This is a genomic window from Acidobacteriota bacterium (assembly GCA_016195325.1).
GTDB lineage: Bacteria > Acidobacteriota > Polarisedimenticolia > JACPZX01 > JACPZX01 > JACPZX01.
On record JACPZX010000119.1, the window covers coordinates 1 to 21,099 of the forward strand.

A 21,099-nucleotide genomic window follows, 5' to 3' on the forward strand; every position below is an offset into this window, starting at 1 on the left:
CCGTGCCGCGCTGTTCCGCCTGGACGCAGAAATCGACGCGCTGCTTCGGCGAGGCCGCCTCGATCGCGGCGCGCACCTCGTCGCGCTGGACGCCGAGGACCGCGACGATGCGGCGGCAGGGCACGGCGCGCGCGGTGCGCACGACGTGGGCCACCGTGGGAGATCCGCCGACCGCGTGGAGGAGCTTGACCACCCGGGAGCGCATCCGCTTCCCCTGGCCCGCGGCGAGGATCAGCGCGCAGGGCCTCGAGGCCGTGCGGCTCACGTCCGGGCCAGCGCGAGGATCTCGCGGGCGAGCGCCGCCGGGTCGTGGCGCACGAGACTGGTCGCCGACATGAGATCGCGGCTCACGATGGTGGCGCCCAGATCGCGGAACCCCTCCGCGTCGAAGGGAACGACCTCGGCCCCCTCGCGCTGGTACTTCTCGACGAGGGATCGGGGGGGGATCCTGGAGTTCAGGAGGACGGTGTCGAAGAGGCCTTCGCCTGCGATCTCGGCGACCGCCCGCGCGTGGCGGGAGGCGGAGAAGCCGACCGTCTCCCCCGGCTGCGTCATGAGATTGCAGACGTAGACTTTTCTTCCCCGGCTCTCCCGGATGACGTCGGCGACCCCGCGGACGAGAAGGTTCGGGGCGATGCTCGTGTAGAGGGAGCCCGGCCCGAGGACGATGAGATCGGCCGAGCGGATCGCGTCGAGCGCCTCGGCGACCGGCTCGCAGATCTCGGGCTCGAGCCGGATGCGGCGGATCGGATGAGCGCTCTGCGAGATGCGCGTCTCGCCGCGCACCGTCGTGCCGTCCGCGAGGTCCGCCTCGAGGTGGACGCTCGCCAGGGTCGAGGGGTAGATCCGCCCCTTGATCGCCAGGACCTCCCCGACCATCGTGACGGCCTGGCAGAAGTCCCCGGTCACGCCGGTGAGCGCCGTCAGGAGGAGATTTCCGAACGAATGGCCGCCGAGATCGCCGTTCCCGGCGAACCGGTACTCGAAAAGCCTCAGGAGGAGGCTCTCGTCCTCCGAGAGGGCCGCGATGCAGTTGCGGATGTCGCCGGGCGGGAGAACCTGGAACTCCTCCCTCAGCCTTCCCGACGAGCCCCCGTCGTCGCTCACGGTCACGATCGCCGAGAGGCGGGCGACTCGAGGCGGTGTCGAGGGGGACGCGGGGTCGCCGTCATGGCGGGCGACGTAGGCTTTCAGCCCGCCGAGAAGCGTCGACAGACCCGTCCCGCCGCCGATGCAGACGACCGCGAGCCCCGAGGTCTTTCCCGCTCCCTCACCCACCCTGGCGGATTCCCCCATGGTGACGACCGCGCTCAATCGTCGCTGCCCCGCTCCGTCCGGACGAGAGCCTGGAACTCCGCGTCGTCGCGAAGCGGCTCGAAGTCGGCGTCGTTCGCCGCGCGCGGACGGTTCGCGTGGTTGGCCCCGATCGCGCGGCGAAGGGACTCGAGCGCCTCGTCGCGGCGTCCGGAGAGGGCGAGGACGGTGGCCTGGGCGTACAGGCACTTCTCGCTTCCGGGCTCCTGGGAAAGCGCTCTCTCGAACATGCGAGACGCCTCCTCGAGGTTTTGCTGGTTCATCAGGACGACCCCCTGATGGTAGAAATCGTCCGGGTCCTTGAGCCGGGGGACCGACGGATGCAAACTGCGATCGCAGATCTGCACGTACGTCCGGACCCGGTCGGCAATCTCGGTCTCGCCGGGAAAGTTGTCGAGGACCTCCTGGAAAGCGGTGCGCGCCCGCGCGAGCTCACGCTTCTGGAACAGCCTGATCGCCGCGGCGAACTCCTCGATCGCTTTTTCCTGTCCGGGGGGGCGGGGGACGGGAACCTTCTTCTTCGGAGGCTCCGGCTTCTTCGCGCGGACTGAACCCTTCCGAGCCGTCTTGGCGTCCTTCAATTTTTCGCTCTCCCGGGGTTAGGAAGATCTTCGCCCCGGGCCTCCGAAACACTTCGGGACTCCGGGACCGGCGTTCTCACAAGTGGCAGGAAACAGGCATTGTACGGGCTTGGAAGCTGCACCGTCAAGGCGTCGACGCGTCGGGGACCCGCTGAGCGGAGGTAATATAGGCGCTGATGCGCGCGACCGTCTACCTCGCACTCGGCGCCCGGGATGGCCACCCCAGAAGACAACTGCTCGAGGGAATCGCCTACCTCAGGGAGAGCGGAATCCTGATCCGGCGGGCCTCCGGCCTGTGGGAGACGGAGCCGGTTGGAATCGGCGGTGAGGCTCCGGTCCTCAACGCCGCCCTCGAAGCGGAGACCGCGCTGGCGCCTCACGACCTCATGGCCGCGTGCCGGTCCGCCGAGGACCGCACGGGGCGGCGGCGCGGGACGCCTGCGTGGAGAAGCCTCGACGTCGACATCCTCCTCATGGGGGATCTCGTCATGGATGACGCGGAGTTGACGATCCCCCACCCGCGGTTTCACCGGCGGCGATTCAACCTCGAGCCCCTCTGCGAGATCGCCCCGGGGCACCTTCATCCGATTCTCGGCGCGACGATTGCGGATCTGCTGCGCGCGTGCGACGACGCCGCGTGGGCCCGTCGTCTCGAGCCCCCCTCCTGGCTGACGGATCCCGGGGCTCCCGTTGCATCCCCGAGGGACCGCAGTTAACATCCACGGATGAACTTCCGATTCCTCGCGGTCGAAGGGCCCATCGGCGTGGGCAAGAGCAGCCTCGTCGAGCTGCTGGCGTCGCGGTTCGGCGCGGTCAAGGTCGTCGAGCGAATCGAGAATCCGTTCCTTCGAGACTTCTACAGGGATCGCGCGGGGGCCGCGTTCCAGGCCCAGATCTTCTTCCTGCTGAACCGGTGCATGCAGCAGCAGGCCCTCGCGCAGACCGATCTCTTCCAGCAGGTGACGATCTGCGATTACCTCTTCGCGAAGGACAAGATCTTCGCGTACCTGAACCTCGACGACTCCGAGCTGATGCTCTACGAGCGCCTCTACGCCGTCCTCTCCGAGAGGGTCCCGCAGCCCGACCTGGTCATCTACCTGCAGGCGAACACCGACGTCCTGATGGAGCGGATCCGACGGCGCAAGCGGGACTACGAGTCGGAGATCGCCGAGAAGTACCTCAACGAGCTGAATCAGGCGTACAATTACTTCTTCTACCACTACACCGCGAGCCCGCTCCTGGTGATCAACACGTCGGAGATCGATTTCGTGCACCGGGAGGGTGATCTCGGCGACCTGGTGAACCAGATTGAGAACATGACCCGGGGAGTGCAGTACTACACGCCACTCGGAACCTCGAAAGGTCCGAGATGAGCGTGACGCTGCGCGTGACCGGAACCCGTGACGGGCGGATTGGCGCAGCCGCCCGAGGGACCGTGCGAGACTAGGAGGATTCGGGCCCCGCCGTTCGGGGCCGCGCCGCCGATTCCCCCGACATCTGCGGGGAGAAGAGGAGGGGTTGAATGAAGATCACCGTCCCGGCGATCCGCGCCCGGAAGGGCGCAGGACGCCCCATCGTCGCGCTGACCGCGTACGACTACCCCACCGCACGGACCCTCGACGCCGCCGGGGTCGATCTCATCCTCGTGGGGGACTCCCTGGGGATGGTCGTTCTCGGCCACCCCACCACCCTTCCCGTCACCCTCGAGGTCATGCTCCACCACACCGCCGCCGTGGCGCGGGCGAAGACCGCCGCGCTCGTCGTCGCCGACATGCCCTTCCTGTCCTACCACGTCTCGAGGGAGGAGACGATCCGGAACGCCGGGAGGCTGGTCCAGGAGGCGGGGGCGGAGGCGGTGAAGATCGAGGGCGGACGCGCCCGCGCCGGCGTGGTCCGCGCGCTGGTGGAGGCCGACATCCAGGTGATGGGGCACATCGGCCTGACCCCGCAGTCCGTCCACGCGATGGGCGGCTACAAGGTGCAGGGGAAGAGCCCGGACGCCGTGCAGTCGCTCCTCGAGGACGCGCGGGCGCTGGAGGAGGCCGGGGCGTTCAGCATCGTCCTCGAGGGGATTCCCGGGGAGGCCGCCCGCCTCGTCACGCAGTCGACGGCTCTGCCGACGATCGGCATCGGCGCGGGGCCTCACTGCGACGGGCAGATCCTGGTCGTGAATGACCTCCTCGGCCTCAACGGCGAGGATGTCCCCCGCTTCGTGAGGCGTTACGCCGACCTCAGAACTGCGGCGGTGGAGGCCGTCCGGGCGTACGCCGCGGACGTCGCCGCGGGGCGCTTCCCCGCCGAGGAGGAATCGTACGGCCCGGGCCCGCGCGGATCGAAGGCACCCGAGGCGACCGCCCGCGCGGCGAGGCCGGCAGGTCCCCGCGAGCCTCTGGATGGCGGGGGCGAGCGTTGAAGACCGTGAAGACGGCCGCCGGGCTGAGGAGCGAGATCTCCGGCTCCCGGCGCGAGGGGAAGCGCGTCGGGTTCGTCCCGACGATGGGATTCCTCCACGAAGGCCACCTGAGCCTGGTGCGGCGCTCCCGAAGCGAGTGCGCCGTCACGGTCGCCAGCATCTTCGTCAACCCGACCCAGTTCGCCCCCGGCGAGGATTTCGAGCGCTACCCCCGGGACGCCGACCGCGACACCCGGCTTCTCGTGGCGGAGGGGACCGATCTCCTCTTCATGCCGGAGGCGTCCGAGATCTACCGCCCCGGACACTCCACGTGGGTGGAGGTGACGGAGCTGGACTCCGGGCTCTGCGGCCCGTTCCGCCCCGGGCACTTTCGGGGGGTTGCCACGGTCGTGGCCAAGCTCTTCAACATCGTCCGACCCGACGCCGCCTACTTCGGGCAGAAGGACGCGCAGCAGGCCGCGATCCTCGCCCGAATGGAAGCAGACCTCGACTTCGGCATCGACATCGTGGTCTGCCCGACGGTGCGGGAGGCCGACGGCCTCGCCCTCTCGAGCCGGAACGTCTACCTCTCGGCCGACGAGCGCCGCCGCGCCCCGGCCCTCTACCAGGCTCTGCGCGAGGCGGCGGAGATGGCCGCGGGGCGAGGCGCCTCCCCCGCCGGCCTCGAGACGCGGATCCGGGCGCGGCTGGTCGAGGCGGGGCTCGAGCCCCAGTACATCGAGATCGTCGGGGCGGATGACCTCAGGCCTCTCGACAGTCTGGGCGGCGCGGGGAGAAGCCTCCTCGTCGCCGTCGCCGCGCACCTGGGGAAGACCCGTCTCATCGACAACATCATCGTGAGCGTGTGACGTGGATCGTCGTGCACGCGTGACGCAGGAGGTTCCGGGAAGATGCGAAGAGATCTGCTGAGAGCGAAGATCCACCGCGCGACGGTGACCGACACCAACGTCGAGTACGAGGGGAGCCTCACGCTGGACACGCGGCTCATGGCCGCGGCGGGCCTGGTGCCGTTCGAGCGGATCGACGTTTACAACGTCAACAACGGGGCACGGTTCAGCACCTACGTCATCGAGGGGGAGCCCGCAGGCGGCACGGTCTGTGTGAACGGCGCTGCGGCACGCCTCGCCACCGCGGGCGACAAGGTCATCATCGCGGCGTACGCCAGCTTCGAGGAGAGCGAAATCGCCTCACACGAACCGCGGGTGGTGCTGGTCGACGCCCAGAACCGGATCACGGCGACGCCGGCGGCGGGCGCGGAGCACGCGGCCGCCGCCTCGCGCGCTCCCCGCAAGTAGCCCGCCGGGGGTTCCACCCGCTAGACCACGCCGACGTCCGCCCCCGGGCCTGCGGGCGGCCATGGCGGCTCCGTTCGCTGTCTCCTCCGGAACAAAAAAAAGCGGGGCCTTTTGGGCCCCGCTTCCATTCTGTTACCGAGCTCGGTCTGTTACCGAGCTAGGTCTGGTACCGAGTCTAGCCTACGGGCAGGTCACCGCAGCGCTGATGAGCGTGTTCGCTCTCGAGCTCACCGAGGGACGGAAGCCGAGAGGCGCGATCGCCAGCGTGTTGGTGCTGCTGTGGCCAACCATGTACAGGCTTGCATGTCCGGCGGCCGGCATGACCGTGTCCGTCTTGGTCACGATCGTTCCGACGGCACCGTTCGCCTGAGCGTTCTGGAAGCACGCCCCACCGGCGAAGACGTTGCCGGCGAAGATGTCCGTTCCAGCCGCTGCCACATCCCGCTTGAACACGTCGAATCCGCTCTCACCCGAGACCTGAGGTCTCGAGCGCCACGTGAGAGTCGCCGTGTTCGTGTTCGGGTCGTGATCCATGGTCAGTCCATCGAGCTCGGACGTCGTACCGGCATTCGCCGCCGCCGTACCGCATGCGACGACGTTTCCGGACGTGTCCTTGCACAGCAGACCACCGTTGTTCAGGTCGCTACCGTCTCCGGTGTAGACCTGGACCGCCACGATCCGGCTCGAGGCGCAGCCGGAATCCGACGAGCACCTCGCGTCGACCTGGTACGAGGTGTCCTTGTCGACCGCCACGAGGATGTTCGCCTGAGCCGAGAACGGCTGGATGACTCGAGCCACCGTGCCGTTCGGGTTCAGCTCGCTCCACTGGTACTGGAGGAGGCCCGCGCTGCAACCTCTCTCGACCGCCACGGTGTTCGGATCGTCCGCCGCCGTGCTCTGACGTGCATCGAGCGTGATCCCCGTGCGCAGATCGCCCGACTGGGCTCTCAGGACGAGAGTCGGCGGGTTGGTGGACGTAGCGCCCACTCTTGTATCCACCGCGCTTCCCGCGATCGCCAGGTTGATGACACCGCAGTTGTTGGTGTCGCCCTGGCTCGGGCAGGTGGACAGTCCGTCGAGGTTATCCGGAGCGATGGAGGCCGCCGTCGTACGGAGGTCCGTCAGGCGGATATCGTCGATGATCCATCCGTCGTCGACATCGAAGAACTGCGAAGACAGACCACCGGGCTCCGGCTCGAGGAACGAGCGGTATTCACCGAAGCCCCAGCCACCACCGGTCTGATCGAGCCACCGGAGGCGGGCCTTGCGACCCGCGAAGGCGCTGAGGTTGAACTGCTCACGCACCCACACACCGCTTCCCTGGCTGCCATGCTCGAGGAACGAGCCGCAGTTCGGGTCGCTGATCCAACTGCATGCCGCCACGGTCCTGTTCGTCGACGAACCGCAGTCCTTGTCGATCGGATCGTCGTTGTCCGTGTCGGTCGTGCAGGTCAGGTCCGTACCGTGCCAGTCGCCCTCGTCGGACCACTGCGGCTGGTTCCCGCAGATGGTCTCGTTGAGCGGCGGGTTCTGATCGTCACCGGGGTCGAACTCGCAGATGACGACGATGTTCTGTCCCACGGAGTTGTACCCGTTGATCGTCGGGGTGATTCTCTGCCACGGCTCGTAGAGGCCCGTGCCGCTGTTCAGCAGGCTGACCTGAATCTGTCCGCCCGCAAACGTTCCGCCCGCGCCCGCGTTGTTGCACTTGTCATCACACACCGTGATGATGTGCCAGAAGTCGAGGCGGGAGGCCGTGCCGAGGTTCACCGGATCCATGACGAAGGCCGAGGTCTGCCTCAACCGGTAGGTGTCACCCAGGGTGCTCGTGGCATTCAAATGGCGCCCCATGTGCATCGCGCGGAATCCGCTGTGGGCCTTCGCTTCCGGACCGCAAGCGGACGTCATGGTCGGGTCGTAGGTCGCGTCGCACCCTTCCTGACGGGAGTGCAGGTGCCAGTCATTCTCGGTCGGGACAACGTGGCAGGTCGCTCTCGCCGCCGCGAAACCAACGTCGGTCGAGCATATCAGACCGCTCACGCCGAACGGAATGGGACCGCCGTCGACCGAGTGGCCGAGGACGTCGTCATTCGGATCCGGCACGCCACGGAACGGATCGTTCGGATCGGCCGACGGGAAGAGCCTCGTCCACTGGAACGTCCCGTTGCCGTTACGGTCCGTATCGAAGTCCTCGCAGAGGGCGCCCGCGTCGGTCAGGTGACCGCCGGAAAGCCCGCCGCCCAGCTTCGTCCCGCCGCACGCGTTCGCGATGGCCGGGAAGAACTGCACGTCCTGGTCGAGCGTCAGTTTGAACGTCTGGTTTCCGCCGTTCCCCTGGATCGAATCGCCGGCCACCGTGAGGGCGAACTCAGCCTCAGCGGCGACTGCGACCGTCGACTGACCCGTCAACGGGCTGATGATGAACTGCAGGGCGTTGGCTGCCGACTGAACCGTGCCGGTGGTCGGCAGGGTCCCGAGGAACGTCTGGCCCTTCAGAACACATCCAACCGCCGGTGAGCCCGAGCGGATTCCAACGGTCACGTTGGTCAGCGTTCTCGGGTTGTTCTGGGCGTCCACGGTCTGGTTGGCGACCGTGAGGCGGACCGAGGCAACCTCGCCCGGGTCCACGATGCCGTCCGGAACGTTGCTGCACACGCCGGTACCCGGGAATCCCGGATTGTCGCACGACGCGTTGGTCCGCGAGTCGCAGTGCTCCGCGATCGACGGATCGTTGTTCGGGTTCGGGTCGCCGGAAGTGCAGATCGGGTCTGCCGTTCCGTCGTCCGTGACGAGCACCGCCGAGAGGGACACCGCGGCGATTTCAGAGGCCGCCGTGCCGAGTCCGCCCGGGCCGTAGTTGCAGTTGAGCTGCGTGGCGAACTGAGTCAGGTCGTCCGGCACGCCGTCGTTGTTGTTGTCGGTGGAACTGTAATCGCAGTACGGGTCCGCTGACTGGATACAGAACGCTCCGGTGCCGCCCGTGATGCAGTTCGCCGCGGTGCCGACCGTAATGCATCGGACGCCCGCGTTCGCGTTGCCCGGCTGGCAGACGCCCACCGTGTCCTGGCCCCTGCGGTCGTCGCCTCGGCCGTCACCATCTGAATCGGCCTGAACCTGGAACGCAGGGTCGGCCGGGTTGTAGAAGGTGGGGCAGTTGTCGACGTTGTTGATGACACCGTCACCATCGTAGTCCTCGGAGTCGCAGACGTCGCCGACTCCGTCGTTGTCGGTGTCACGCTGGTCAGGGTTGTAGGTGAACGCTATGGACTGACTCGCCGTGCAGGTTCCCGGGCCGATCGGGCACGGACCCACCACGGTTCCACCGAATCCATCCTCTTCACGAAGGGTGTTCGGGCAGTTGTCCACGCCCTCGACCACTCCGTCTCCGTCGTTGTCCTGCGTGCTCTGGCAGAGGAAGCCGCGGTTGAAGCGGCTGCCGCCACCGTGCGTCGGCGGTCCCTGCTGCGTCGGGTTGTAGATCGACGGGCAGTTGTCCGACGTGTTCGGAACGCCATCGTGGTCGATGTCCAGAACCTCGCAGACATCACCGATGCCGTCCTTGTCGGTGTCGAGCTGATCGGCGTTGGCGACCAACGGGCAGTTGTCGCAGATGTCGCCGACACCGTCGTTGTCGTGGTCGCACTGTCCGGTCAGGTTGTGGTTCGGATCGGCGATGCAACCAAGGCCGAGCTGGTCGAGACCGACCGGGTTGTAGATGTCGGTGCCGGTCAACCCGTTGAAGCAGTTGTCGTCGTCGCTTGCCTTCCCGCCGGTGAGGAACGTGACGGTCCCGCTCTGATCGTTAAGGACGCCGTCGAGGCCGAAGTTCTTGACGCCGTCACCGTCCACGTCGGTGAAGTCGCTCTGATTCAGGACACCGTCGCTGTTCAGATCGCACTCGGGGTCCTGGTAGGAGACGACGACGTTCGTGTTCTCGGCCGAGTTCGCTCCGAGGAAGAGAACCCCCGGCTGCTGGTTGACGGCGCTGAGCTGAACGTCACCGGTGAAGACGCCGGAGCTCGGAGCCGTCTCGGTCAGCTTGTACGTGTTGCCGAGGGGCTGCTCGAGGCTGCGGGCGTTGACGAGCACCTGCCTCGGGGTCGTGGAGCAGCCCTGGCCGCCACCACAAAGCGAGGGAGTGTCGTCCTGCACCGTGACCTTGATGCTCGTGGTGCAGTCATAGGTGAACAGCTTCTCGAAGTTCACCACGGCGCACTGGCCGGAGGTGAACGCCGAGCCCTGCGGCCCCGCCTGGCGGACGCGGATCGCGTCGCAGTCGTTCGTCGCAAGGTTGCAGTCCGCATCGACGGAGCACCCAAGGGAGGTGTTTCCCGCGATGCAGGTACCCAGGTCGCAGTCGTTCTGATCGCAGCATGACTTGCCGATCAGACCGGTCGTGCAGGTTCCCGTGTTCGTGCTTGGAAGCGAGCAGACAACAACAGCTCCCACGCAGGTTCCCTCGACCGCGACCAGACGGCAATCGTCGTCGTGGGTGCTGCGGCAGAACTGACCTGAGCGAGGCCCGCTGGTGCAGGTGTTGGCCACGCAGGTCGGGAACGGCGTGTTGTTGAGGCTGCAGTCGCCGCCGGTGAAGCTGAGCTGATCCGCCGGATGCTGCTCGGACCACTCGAACCGGACGTCGTCAATCGACCAGCCGCTCGCGCCGGTGCCGCCCTCGGTGAGCTGCCAGTTCAGTTCGAACTGGAAGCGGGTGCCGGAGGCGCCGTTGAAGTCCTCGAACGAAGCACCGGTCTCGATGTCACGGTTCCTGACCGGACCTGCCGCCGTCGTGAAGCCCGCAGATCTGCAGGGCTGACCGGCCGGGACTGCGCCGCAGTTGCTGCCCGTGGAGATGCGGGTGTCGGACGTGAACCCGTTGGCGCCGTTGCCATCGGAGTCCGCGGCCGGGTACGGCATGAAGGGCCGCTGCAGGAAGTTGCCGGCATCGTAGGAAGCCAGCGGGGCCGCCTGGCCGACCTCGTCGCCGACCGCGCCGCTCGGGTCGAAGAGCGGCCCGAACCGGCGGGCGCCGTTGACGGAGTTCGTCCTGGGGCCTGCCGTGTTGAACGGCGGACGGTAGACCTGCGATTCACCGAGAATCGTCGGGCCGTCGTCGTCGATGTTCATGTCGATCTGCGCGTACATCTTGGCGCTGGCGTCGTTGGCAAACACGTTCTCGTTCCAGCCGAGATCTTCGGCGCGGGCGTCGAACGTGAAGCCGCGGACGTCAGTTCCCGTGTTGACCTTGTTGAAGATCGGCGAGGTCAACGCGAAATGCACGAACTCGATCGTCGGACCCGTGGTGGCGTCGGCCGGAAGGACGTAGTTCCCGCAGGTGCCGGCCCCGAGGTTCGGGATCGGACCGGCGCCGGCGTGCCAGATGCCCTTGGGTGACGCCGGGAGCGATCCACCCTGGGTCTGCCAACCGCAGGCGCCGCCGGTTCCGTAGAACCAGCCCTGCGTCCCGGTCGGATAGCCGGAGCCCGGCTTGCTGTCGGACGCCAGCTTCGTGGTGAGTCCACCGTTGTTGGTGTCGAAGTTGAACGGAACGCAGGAACCGCCGCCGCACGCCGTCAGGAGCCCGGCGTTCGACGTCCCGGTCCAGGTCTCGAACGTGCGGATCTCACGCTCCTCGCGGAAGCCGCCGTTCGCCAACTCCCTGGTCTCGATGAGACCATTGCGGTTGTAGTCGACGAACGCACTGCCGCCCGCGGGGTTGTCGGTGCTGTAGAAGAGCCTCTGGTTGTCGGCCTGGAGCGCCTCGCGGAACTGGAAGCTCTGCGTGGCCAGACCGGCCCCAAAGTCCGAGTTCGTCGCCTTGAACGTCACGTTCATCAGGACGGCGCGCTCTGAGCCGGGCAGCGTGTTGCTCTCGACGTCCGCCTTCAGAGTCTCGGAGACCTTGATGTTCCACGCGGCGCCCCCCTCTCGCCCGAAGGGCATCCGGCCGATGTTCTGGACCGGATCGAGGAGAGTGAGGTAACCGCAGGGATTGTGCGTCGCCCCGACCGGGTTCTGGCAGGAGAGCGTCGCCTGGACATCGTTGAGGATCGTGGAGCTGTGGTTCGCGAAGTACACCTGGTACTGGACCTTTTCCTTGGCGTCGAAGTTGAAGTCACCTCGGGCGCCGCGGAAGCGGCCGACGTCGCAGCCACCAGCGACGAACTTCTGGTGGACGTTCTCGACGGCGAGGCCCGCGAACGCCTCGTTGATGCTCGGCCGGCAGGAAACCGACGAGCTTGCGGTGATCGTCGGGTCGCCGGCGTCGCCGTCGGCGTAGACCACCCTGATGGTCTGACCGTCGTTGACCTCGACGAGCCCATTGTTCGCGATCGGGTTTCTCGCCGGGGTCAGGCCGCCGATGTACTGGACGCGGATGGCTCCCGAGTTCTGGAAAGTCTGACCACGCCACACGCGGAAAACGTTAGCTGCGATCGGGTTCACGAACGTGATTCCCGCTTCCGTATCGACCACGGTACCCGCGGCGTTCACGACCTGCACCGTCGTCCGGTTGCTGATCGTCGTCGCCGAGGGGGGCGGGAACGTGTCTTCAGTGATCGTCGTGGTAAGGGCCGTGTCGGAGCAGTCGTACACGTTCTTGTCCAACTCGACCTTGCTGCCCCGAACCGTGCCGTAGCGGATTGGGCCGGTCACCACGAGGCCGAAGGCCTGACCGATGACGCCGTTCGGGACTTCCTGAACGTCGTCGCCGGCGGCCGTCGTGTCGCAACGAGCCTCGTCAACGCCCACGGTGCCCGTGTTGTCGACGCCCGAGCCGATGTAGCTCACGCCGTCCGCCGTCGTGAGGATGACGTCGTTGCCGGCAGGAGCGGTGTTGAGCACGGCATTGGGTCCCGGCGTGACGCAGGGAATGTTCGGAGCGCCTACCTCGACGCCCGGACCATCCGGGAAGTTGACGACGGCCTTGAAGAAGCCCTCGCTGCCTGTCCCCTGGTTGGCGCCGATCTGCGTGTTGGCCGGAATGCTGAGCAGGACGTCCGTGTTGTTGATGTAGTACGTGTACACCATCTCGGTGGTGTTGGCCGTGTCACGAACGCTGTCCGCACCGGCAGGATCGAGGACGCCGTTGGCGTCGCACTCCGCGTGATGGCTGAACTGCGTGCGGTCACGGAAGTTGTTGCCCAGGAAACGGCGGAGGAACGGGTTGTTGGCGGTGGGATCGAAATACGCCGCGTCGTTGCCCGGCGTCTGGGCGATCGTGCACGCGCCGCAGGCGGACGGGTTCGGAACGCAACCAAGAGCGCCGCCGCAGTAGCCGAGGCCGGGCACGCCGCAGTTGCCGACGGTGCGATCGAAGTCACCGTCCTGCACCTCTAGATCGAGGTTGTTCGTCAGAGTCTCGCCAGCCGCGTCATACCAGGCGAGCGAGGCCCTGAGCGAGGCACCACCATGGTCCACGGTGAATTTGAACTCCTTGCTACCACCGAGGGCCACGACGCCATAGCCCGCGCCACCGTCGAAGTACTCGTCGGCGACGAGGATGTTGACCGGCGTGTCAGGCTGGAGCGACAGAACGCTCGCGTTCAACGGCCGAATCGTTCTCGGGTAGGACTTCAGCGGGAGGATGTTCGCGATCTCAACCTTCCCGTACCCTTCCTGGATGCAGAACTTATGCGAGCAGTCCACGATGCGGTCTGACTCCAGGAAGTCGGCCGAACCCGCGATGAGAGCCTTGACGAGCGCGCCGCTCATATCCTTGCGCGCCGCACCGCTCCCACGGATTCCCTTCGGGTAGTACCCCTTCGCGAAGTAGTCGCGAATCTGGGCCGCCGCTCCGCCAACCTTGGCCGCGGAGAAGGACGTCCCGATCTTGCCCTGGTTCCGCACCAGCTCGGGAGCGCCGAGCGTTCCGCCGCTGAACGACTGATCGTCGTCGAACGACGTGATGACCGTGTGCGACTCGAAGTAGTCGTCGGAGAAGGCTCCCTCACGAGCGCGCGCGCCGATGGACGGCTCGCTGCCCGGGGCGAGAACCATGGGGGACATGCGGCCGGAAGCAAAGGTGGCCGGACCCTTCGAGGAGAAATGAAGCGCGAACTCGGTCTGGTCCGTCGGGGCGACGCTCAGAGAGAGCGTGTCCGTCTGGTTGGCACCGACCGCCACGATGTTCTTCCCGGTCGCGAGATCCTGAGTCTGGATGTCGTCGGCCGTGTACGTGTCGTTCGCGTCCGTCGGCGTGAAGGGATCGACGTTCGCACCGTTGAGCGGGTCGGCGCCGTCGTTGCCCACGGGCACGACGGTGAGGACCCGGCGGTTCGCGAAGAGGAACGCGTCGATGTCCGAGGCGTTGCCGGCGTACGTGCCCTGACCGTTGAAGATGTTGTTGTCGAAGTTCGTCGGCGAGCCGAAGGGCAGGACGACGATCTTCGCGCCGCGCGGATCGAGCGTGGTCGCCGCGAGGCCATTGATGTCACGGCGGAAGGCGAGGGCCTGGACCTCGTCCAGAACGCTCGGTCCCGTGTCGACGTCGCTGAGGAGGTTCGTCGCGCAGGGCGGCGGACCCACGACGGGAACGCCGTTCCCCTGGGCGTCGATCAGAAGAAGACGCGCGCCCGGAGCCTGGCCGTCCATCGGGAAGTTCTTCTCGTTCGTGTCGCTAAAGTAGGAGAAGAACTGGTTCGAGTTGTCGACGTCCGAGAAGAAGAAGCCGAGGCCGAACTGGCCACCCGAGGGGTTGCCGGCCATCGTGCCGACGGTCACCTGACCGTGCGAGTCGCCGCCGGAGCTGAGCGAGTCACAGGAGAGGAAATCGCCCTGGCCGGTGTCGTCCGCGACGCCGTCGTGGTTCTTGTCGGTCGACTTGACGAACATCTCGACCTTGCGGTGCGTGGGACCGACGCCGAGGCCCGTGCCGAGGCCGGCCGCCGTGCAGGTCGGGTTGGCCGACGTGCAGGGAGCCGCGGTGCTGTGGGCCAGCGTTGCCGAGTCCAGCGAGTAGCCGTTGTCAACGACACCGATGAACTGCGGCTGAACGACGTAGCAGTTCGGATCGACGTTGCCGGTCGCCGGGTTGAAGGGCGAGCAGCCGGCGATCGTGTTCGGGTCGGTGACGTACGTGCCGCCGCCGTCGATGTTCTCGTTGTAGAACGGACGCACGAACGCGCCGCCCGTGGTGCGCGGGTCGATGAAGCGGCCGACCTCGGTCTGGATCGAGGTGACGAGGTCGAGGCTCCGCCACTGCGGCGTCTCGGTGATCTGATAGACCTCGGGGTGCTTCGCGAGCCTGGCGACCTCGGTGGTCTTGACGGTCACGGAAAGAATCGTCTGGCCGCTCTCAACCGGCTGCTTCTGGTTGATGACGCCGCCACCGTGAACGATGTCCTTCTCGAGGTCCACGCTCGGCTCGCCGCGGTGCAGACGGACGACGAGATCGATGACGTCCTTCGCGGCGCGCTCGGGGCTGTAGAGCTTGTTGCGGCCGACGGTGGGGTGGATCTTGTACGCCGGCTCGTAAGGACCGACAAAGCTGAAGAGGGGAGAGGCCTGGAAGGTGGCCTGATCCTTGGACTTGACCCGAACGAGGAACGCGTTGTTCGGGACGAAATCCATGATCTCGGCGCCCGTCGCGGCGAGAGCCTGCCGGACTTCGTTGTTACGCTTTCCGGCGACAGCGCTCTGGCTGAGCTGCGCGATGAAGTACTCGCCCTTCAGAGACTGCGGGTCGTTCGCGCGGTCTCTCTTCAGAGCGTCCGCCACGGCGACCGGCCGGTTGCTCCGGAACGATCCCTTGGCCATCGGCAGGATGATCGTATCGGGCAGGCCGAGTTCGCCGACGCCGACTTGACCCAGCCGGGGCGATCCCATCTCGGGGGTCCAGAGCTTCGTCGACCGCTCGTACATCGGGCGGTGCGACTTCTGGATGAACGCGAGATCGGTCGCCAGCATCTCGGGCGTGTACGAGCCCGGGGGTCCAAGGGCCAGAGACTTCTTGGCGCCATGATCGTCCGATGTCTGGCCCACAGACCAGAGGACCGCTACCGGAGCGATCAGGAGCACCGCCAGGCCCAGCCCGATGGTCCCCTTCAAGAGTGTGACGGGAAACCTTCTTCTCAACATGACCTCCTCCCAGTTACGTCATGCGCGCGAGGACACCACCGCCCTCGCCCTTAAGGTTCTCTCCCCAACAAATGACATGAAAACATGAGTTGCGGCACCTGCGCACACAGAAACGGTCTAGCCCAATTTGAAGTGGGCGTAATATACGGAGAGACCTCCGGAGCGTCAACAAGTTTTTCGCCATTTTATGGGGTCGCGACAGTTCGGGAATTTGCACGCAACGCCGTGTTTTCAGGATAGTTAAAGCCATCCAAACCTCGAACCGAAAATTGATGCTCTCGTCGTTCGTCCCTTCGGATGCTGTCGGGTCATACGACTTAAGAGGAGATCCCCGAGGCTGGACGACCTTTGAATGCGTCAATGAGTGCGCTACGGGGGCGTCCGACTGACAGGAAATGTCAGGTGCCGCTGATGGAGACGGATCGGACCAGGAGGGTCGACCCCCCGCTCCCCGACGGCAGCATTCGGAGGTCCGAAGCCACACCCTCGACGTTCGAGAGGAGCTCGCTGACCGTCCCGGCGAAGCCGATGCCGGTCACCGCGTGCGTGAGGGCCCCGTTCTCGATCGCCTGCCCGAAGGCGCCGAGCGAGAACTCCCCCGTGATCGGATCGACGGTGTGCAGCCCCATCACCTCGGAGATGCAGAATCCGCTCTTCACGCGGGAGAGGATCTCCTCTCGCGTCGCGGCCTGCGGGACGAAGTAGATCATGTTGGGGGAGATGCGCGGAGGGCCCGAGTACGATGGCCGGAAGGCGTTCCCGGTGGGGGCGCACGACATCTTCGTCGACGTGTACGCGTTGTGGAGATAGCCGCGAAGGATCCCCCCCTCCACGAGGACGTTGCGCCTCGTCGCGTTCCCCTCGCCGTCGAAGGGGAAGGTGCGGTTGCCGCCCGGGAACCTCCCGTCGTCCACGAGATCGACGATGGGCGACGCGATCCGGCCGCCGATCTTTCCCGCGAAAATCGACTTCCCCTTGAGGACATTGTCGGCGCCGAGGGCCGGCATGAAGGCCTCGAGGAGATCCCCCGTCACCTCCGGCGTGAAGACGATGTCCGTGCGCCGGGTCGCGGGGCGCGTGGCCCCAAGCTTGGCGAGCGCCTTGCGCGCCGCCTCGCGCCCGATCTTGAAGGGGTCGAGCGACGAGAAGCGGAGCGCGTAGTCGGTCGCATAGCCGCTTTGGGACTCTCCGTTCTCCTCGGCGTGCAGCTCGATCGAGCCGTACACGCGCGCGAACGGAGCGCCCCGGGAAACTCCCGAGGTGCTGCGGATCTCGACGCGGCCGACGACGTCGGTGTAGCGCGCCTGGCGCACCCGCGTGATCCTCGGATCGACGGCCCGGGCCGCCTCCTCCATCGCGCGCGCGATCGCCGCCTTGCGGTACGCCTCCAGGCGGCCGATGGCAAGATCCCCCGGGTCGGGATCGGCGACGGCGGAGGCCTCGATCGCGGGGAGGCGGTTGGCGGCGTCGGGGTCGGTGTGCGCCGCGAACGACCGGGCGGCGGCGGCCGCGTCGCGGATCCCCTGCGCCGAGAGATCGGCGGTGTGCGCGAAGCCGACGCGCCCGCCGTCGAAGATGCGGATCCCCGCGCCGCGCTCCTCTTTCAGCTCGAGGCTCTCCGTCTTCCCTCCCGCGACGCAGACGCTGGTGACGGAGTTGTCCTCGAGGTAGATCTCGGCCTCGAGCTTCATCCCCGAGAGGACCGACACGGCCTGATCGGCGAGGGCGATCGCGTCGCTCATCGCGCGCCCCCTCGCGCCGCCGCCTCGGGCGGCTCGCTGTCGGTCCCCGAGACGACGATCCGCGGGATGCGGAGCGTCGGCTGCGCATCGGCGACCGGAACCCCCTGCCCTTCCTTTCCGCACGTCCCGACGCCGAAGCCCAGGTCGGAGCCGACCGCGTCAATCGTCGAGAGGACCTCGGGGCCGTTCCCGACGAGGGTCGCGTCGCGAAGCGGCTCGGCGACGCGGCCGTCGCGGATCCGGTAGGCCTCGGAGCAGTTGAAGACGAAGTTCCCCGTGGCCACGTCCACCTCGCCCCCCCCCATCCGGCAGATGAGGATGCCGTCCTTCACTCCGGAGATGATCTCTGCGGGAGAGGTCGCCCCCGAGAGGATCATCGTGTTGCGCATCCGGGGAATCGGCAGGTGCCTGTACGACTCGCGCCTGCCGTTTCCCGTCGGGGACGTCTTGAAGTGGCGCGCGGTCCGGCGGCTGTGCAGGTATCCGCGGAGGACGCCGCGATCGATGAGCACCACCCGCGTCGTCGGCGCCCCTTCGTCGTCGATCACGGAGGAGCCGCGCTTGTTGGGGAGGGTGCCGTCGTCGACGACGGTGACGAGGGGCGAGGCGACCTGCTGCCCCACGCGGCCGGCGTAGACGCTGAGCCCCTTCTCGATGAAGTCGGCCTCTAGGCCGTGGCCGCACGCCTCGTGAACCATCGTCCCGCCCGCGCTCGCCGAAAGGACGACCGTGAAGGTGCCGGCGGGGGCGGGGCGCGCCTCGAGCTGAAGGATCGCCTGCCGCGCCGCCTCGCGGCCGATTCCTTCAGGCGGCACGAGGTCGAAGAACTCGAACCCCCGCGTCTCCGAGCGCGCCTCGATGCCGGTGCGGATCTGGTCGCGCTCGCGCGCGACGGCCACGACATGCAGCGTGACGTAGACCCTCAGGTCGGCGGCGAAGAGCCCGTCGCTCCCGGCCACCAGCACGCTCTGCTCCGCATCGCGGTAGGCGCACGACACCTGGGTGACGCGGTGGTCGTGATGGCGCGCGGCGTCCTCGGCCCGGCGCAGCATCGCCACCTTGCGCGCGGTGTCGACCGTACCCGGCGGGACCGCCACCGTCGAGACCGTGCGTCGCGGCGTCGGCCGCGGATCGATCTTGTCGACCTTCATCTCCTTGCCGACCGCCTTCGCGAGCCTCTCGGCCATCGCGAGCAGCCCTTCGCGATCGACGCGGTTCCCGTTCGCGAAGAGGACCTGGTCACCGTCGAAGACGCTGACACCCACGCCCACGTCGACGCCCCCCGCCGCCTCCTCGAGGCGGGCGACGTCGAGCCGCAGCGTATTGGTCACGGTGCGCTCGGCGAAGAGCTCCGCGCGCTCGCCGCCGCAGGCGAGCGAGGCCTTCAGCACTTCCGAGACGAGATCAGGGCTCAGCAGGGGGTTCCTCCTCGCGTTCTCGGCGCGAGCCGTGGGAGTGATCGAAGGTCTTCTTCCAGGAGATCCGCGACGCGCAGGGTCTCGCGCCGCGTGTCGTCGAGCGTTCCGTCCGTGCTGATAAGGTAGTCCGCCAGCGCCGTCTTGCGATCGAGCGGAAGCTGCGCCAGGAGGCGCGATTCGGCCGCCCCTCGCGTGAGGCCGTCACGGGCCATGAGACGGCGAAGCTGCTCGTCACGGCGGCAGTGCGCGACCACCAGCCGCTGATAGCGCCGCCAGGATCCCGTCTCGACCATGAGCGCGGCGTCCACGATCACGACCCCCGTGCCGCGACGCGCCTCGAACGATGCGGCGTCGGCGTCGAGGATGGCGAGAATCCGGGGATGGAGAATCCTCTCGAGCTTCTCCCGCTCGGCCGCGTCGGCGAAGACGATTCTCCCGAGCGCCTTGCGGCTGATCCCCCCCTCCTCGGCTCGCACCCGGGAGCCGAAAGCCTCGGCGACGACCTCCACGGCGGCACCGCCCCGGGCGAGCAGGGAGTGGGCGACGGCGTCGGCGTCGAGCACGAGCATCCCGCGCTCGGCGAGGAACCGGCTCAGCGTGGATCGGCCGCAGGCGATGCCGCCGGTGAGCCCGACCCGCAGGACGGCCATCCGCCGTTAGGCGCCGCCGCGACGAGCCCGCGCCGCGCGGACGGTGTTCCGGAGGAGGAGCGCGATCGTGAGCGGTCCGACCCCTCCGGGAACGGGGGTGAAGGCCCCAGCCCGGCGCGCCGCCTCCGCGGGGTGGACGTCGCCGACGAGGGTGTATCCCTTCTTCCGGATCTCCTCGAGGCGCTCGGGGACCCCGGGGAAGAGATTGGCCGCTTCCGCGGCGTCGCGCACCTGATTGATGCCGACGTCGATCACGGTGGCGCCGGGCTTGATGAACGACTCCCTCACGAAGGCCTTCCTCCCGATCGCCGCGACGAGAATGTCGGCCTGGGCCGCGACCGCGGCGAGGTCGGCCGTGCGCGAGTGGCAGATGGTGACGGTCGCGCTCTGCTTCAGGAGGAGCGCGGCCATCGGCTTTCCGACGATGTCGCTGCGGCCGATGACGACGGCGCGGCGCCCCTCGACGGGGATGTCGGATCGCGTGAGGATCTCCATCACGCCGAGCGGGGTGCACGGGACGAACCCGCCCCCCGCGCCCCAGAGCTTTCCCACGTTCACGGGATGGAAGCCGTCCACGTCCTTCGCCGGATCCACCGCGACGATGACCTTCGCCGCGCTGATGTGGGAGGGAAGCGGCATCTGGACGAGGATCCCGTCGACGTCGTCGCGCGCGTTCAGCTCGGCGACGAGGGCCAGGAGCGCCGCCTCGGGCAGCTCCGCCGGGCGCCGGATCTCCTCCGACGCGAGCCCCGCCTGGCCGCACGCCCTGACCTTGTTGCGCACGTAGACGGCCGACGCCGGGTCGTCCCCCACGAGAACGGCGACGAGCTTCGGCGGAGCGGCGCCGGTGGCGAGGAGCTGCGCGACGTCCGCGGCGACCTCCGATCGGATCGTCTCCGCGATCTTCTTCCCGTCGAGAAGTCTCACGGCTCCACCGAGAACTTGCGGAACTTGAACTTCGCGTCCACGTCGGCGCTCGCCGACTTGTGGAGGGCTCCGATGCGGACCTCGAACTCCTTGAAGCGCGGGTCGCGGGGTCCGGGGAAGACGAGGAGCTTCCGCACCGCGCCCCCGGGCTTCACCGTCATCGACTCGCTGAAGATGACCTTCTTGAGGTCCTCGAGCGACGCCCCCCCGCCGGGGGCCCTGGAGGCGACGCCATATAAAGAGGAGTAGTCCAGGGGGAACTCGGCGTCGTACTTGTCGGTGATGAAGCGGCACTGCCCGGGCTCGAAGAGGAGATCCTCGGCTCCGCGGTTCTCGATCTGGAAGGCGAAGACGGCGTACCCCGGGGACGTCTCGTCGCGCCCGGGGAAGAGGTCCACGTCGTGCCCCAGTACCGAGCTGATCGCGGCGACGCTGTCCGCCGGCTCGAGGTATCGGATCGCGAGCCGGATCCCGGACGCCTCGAAGGTCAGCTCGTCTGAGGCGACGATCTTCCCCTTCGCGTCCTTGACTGCGCCGGAGATGTGGAACTCTTTGGGCTTGCCGGCCTCGAGCGGCGTGAGCGCCGCGAGAGCGGCGAGGCCCATGAGACCGGGGAAAAGCATCGCGCGAAGGAGGATGGCGGTTCGGCCGGAGTTCATGCGTGCCGATTGTACCCGAGCGC

General features: G+C 67.5%; 14 protein-coding genes. 5 read left to right on the forward strand and 9 right to left on the reverse strand.

Going from position 1 to position 21,099, the window contains the following annotated elements; all coding sequences use genetic code 11:
• From HY049_19585 to HY049_19595, 3 genes are all read right to left on the reverse strand, one after another.
• Window positions 1-265 (reverse strand): NTP transferase domain-containing protein (locus tag HY049_19585; GenBank protein MBI3451102.1); only part of this gene is annotated, 265 nt, incomplete at its 3' end.
• Entirely contained in the window at window positions 262-1,296 is a 1,035-nt protein-coding gene (locus HY049_19590) for a YvcK family protein (GenBank protein MBI3451103.1), read from the reverse strand. The genes HY049_19585 and HY049_19590, both read right to left, overlap by 4 nt.
• Before the next feature lie 14 nt (window positions 1,297-1,310).
• Window positions 1,311-1,895 (reverse strand): tetratricopeptide repeat protein, encoded by a 585-nt coding sequence (locus tag HY049_19595; protein MBI3451104.1) that lies wholly within the window; start codon window positions 1,893-1,895, stop codon window positions 1,311-1,313.
• Window positions 1,896-2,071: 176 nt separating this feature from the next.
• On the opposite strand from HY049_19595, the gene folK reads away from it, so the two are divergent.
• From folK to HY049_19620, 5 genes are all read left to right on the forward strand, one after another.
• Window positions 2,072-2,611: a 2-amino-4-hydroxy-6-hydroxymethyldihydropteridine diphosphokinase gene (folK, locus tag HY049_19600; GenBank protein MBI3451105.1), complete on the forward strand. Its 540-nt coding sequence runs from the start codon at window positions 2,072-2,074 to the stop codon at window positions 2,609-2,611.
• A gap of 9 nt (window positions 2,612-2,620) precedes the next feature.
• Window positions 2,621-3,268, forward strand: coding sequence for a deoxynucleoside kinase (locus HY049_19605; protein MBI3451106.1), 648 nt, complete (start codon window positions 2,621-2,623; stop codon window positions 3,266-3,268).
• 149 nt (window positions 3,269-3,417) lie between these two features.
• Window positions 3,418-4,308: a 3-methyl-2-oxobutanoate hydroxymethyltransferase gene (gene panB, locus HY049_19610; GenBank protein MBI3451107.1), complete on the forward strand. Its 891-nt coding sequence runs from the start codon at window positions 3,418-3,420 to the stop codon at window positions 4,306-4,308.
• Window positions 4,305-5,156, forward strand: a complete 852-nt coding sequence (locus HY049_19615; protein ID MBI3451108.1) for a pantoate--beta-alanine ligase — start codon at window positions 4,305-4,307, stop codon at window positions 5,154-5,156. Before panB ends, HY049_19615 begins: the two co-directional genes overlap by 4 nt.
• Before the next feature lie 42 nt (window positions 5,157-5,198).
• Window positions 5,199-5,603, forward strand: a complete 405-nt coding sequence (locus HY049_19620) for an aspartate 1-decarboxylase (GenBank protein ID MBI3451109.1) — start codon at window positions 5,199-5,201, stop codon at window positions 5,601-5,603.
• A 180-nt stretch (window positions 5,604-5,783) separates the two neighbouring features.
• On the opposite strand, the gene HY049_19625 is transcribed toward HY049_19620, so the two are convergent.
• From HY049_19625 to HY049_19650, 6 genes are all read right to left on the reverse strand, one after another.
• Complete coding sequence (locus HY049_19625) at window positions 5,784-15,680, reverse strand: thrombospondin type 3 repeat-containing protein (GenBank protein MBI3451110.1); 9,897 nt, start codon at window positions 15,678-15,680, stop codon at window positions 5,784-5,786.
• A gap of 398 nt (window positions 15,681-16,078) precedes the next feature.
• Entirely contained in the window at window positions 16,079-17,422 is a 1,344-nt protein-coding gene (locus HY049_19630) for a TldD/PmbA family protein (protein ID MBI3451111.1), read from the reverse strand.
• Window positions 17,419-18,837: a TldD/PmbA family protein gene (locus HY049_19635; GenBank protein ID MBI3451112.1), complete on the reverse strand. Its 1,419-nt coding sequence runs from the start codon at window positions 18,835-18,837 to the stop codon at window positions 17,419-17,421. Before HY049_19635 ends, HY049_19630 begins: the two co-directional genes overlap by 4 nt.
• Window positions 18,834-19,490, reverse strand: coding sequence for a dephospho-CoA kinase (locus HY049_19640; GenBank protein MBI3451113.1), 657 nt, complete (start codon window positions 19,488-19,490; stop codon window positions 18,834-18,836). Before HY049_19640 ends, HY049_19635 begins: the two co-directional genes overlap by 4 nt.
• Before the next feature lie 6 nt (window positions 19,491-19,496).
• Window positions 19,497-20,417 (reverse strand): bifunctional 5,10-methylenetetrahydrofolate dehydrogenase/5,10-methenyltetrahydrofolate cyclohydrolase, encoded by a 921-nt coding sequence (locus tag HY049_19645; GenBank protein ID MBI3451114.1) that lies wholly within the window; start codon window positions 20,415-20,417, stop codon window positions 19,497-19,499.
• Window positions 20,414-21,076, reverse strand: coding sequence for a hypothetical protein (locus tag HY049_19650; protein MBI3451115.1), 663 nt, complete (start codon window positions 21,074-21,076; stop codon window positions 20,414-20,416). The genes HY049_19645 and HY049_19650 overlap by 4 nt, the downstream gene beginning before the upstream one ends.
• Between the last annotated feature and the right edge of the window lie 23 nt (window positions 21,077-21,099).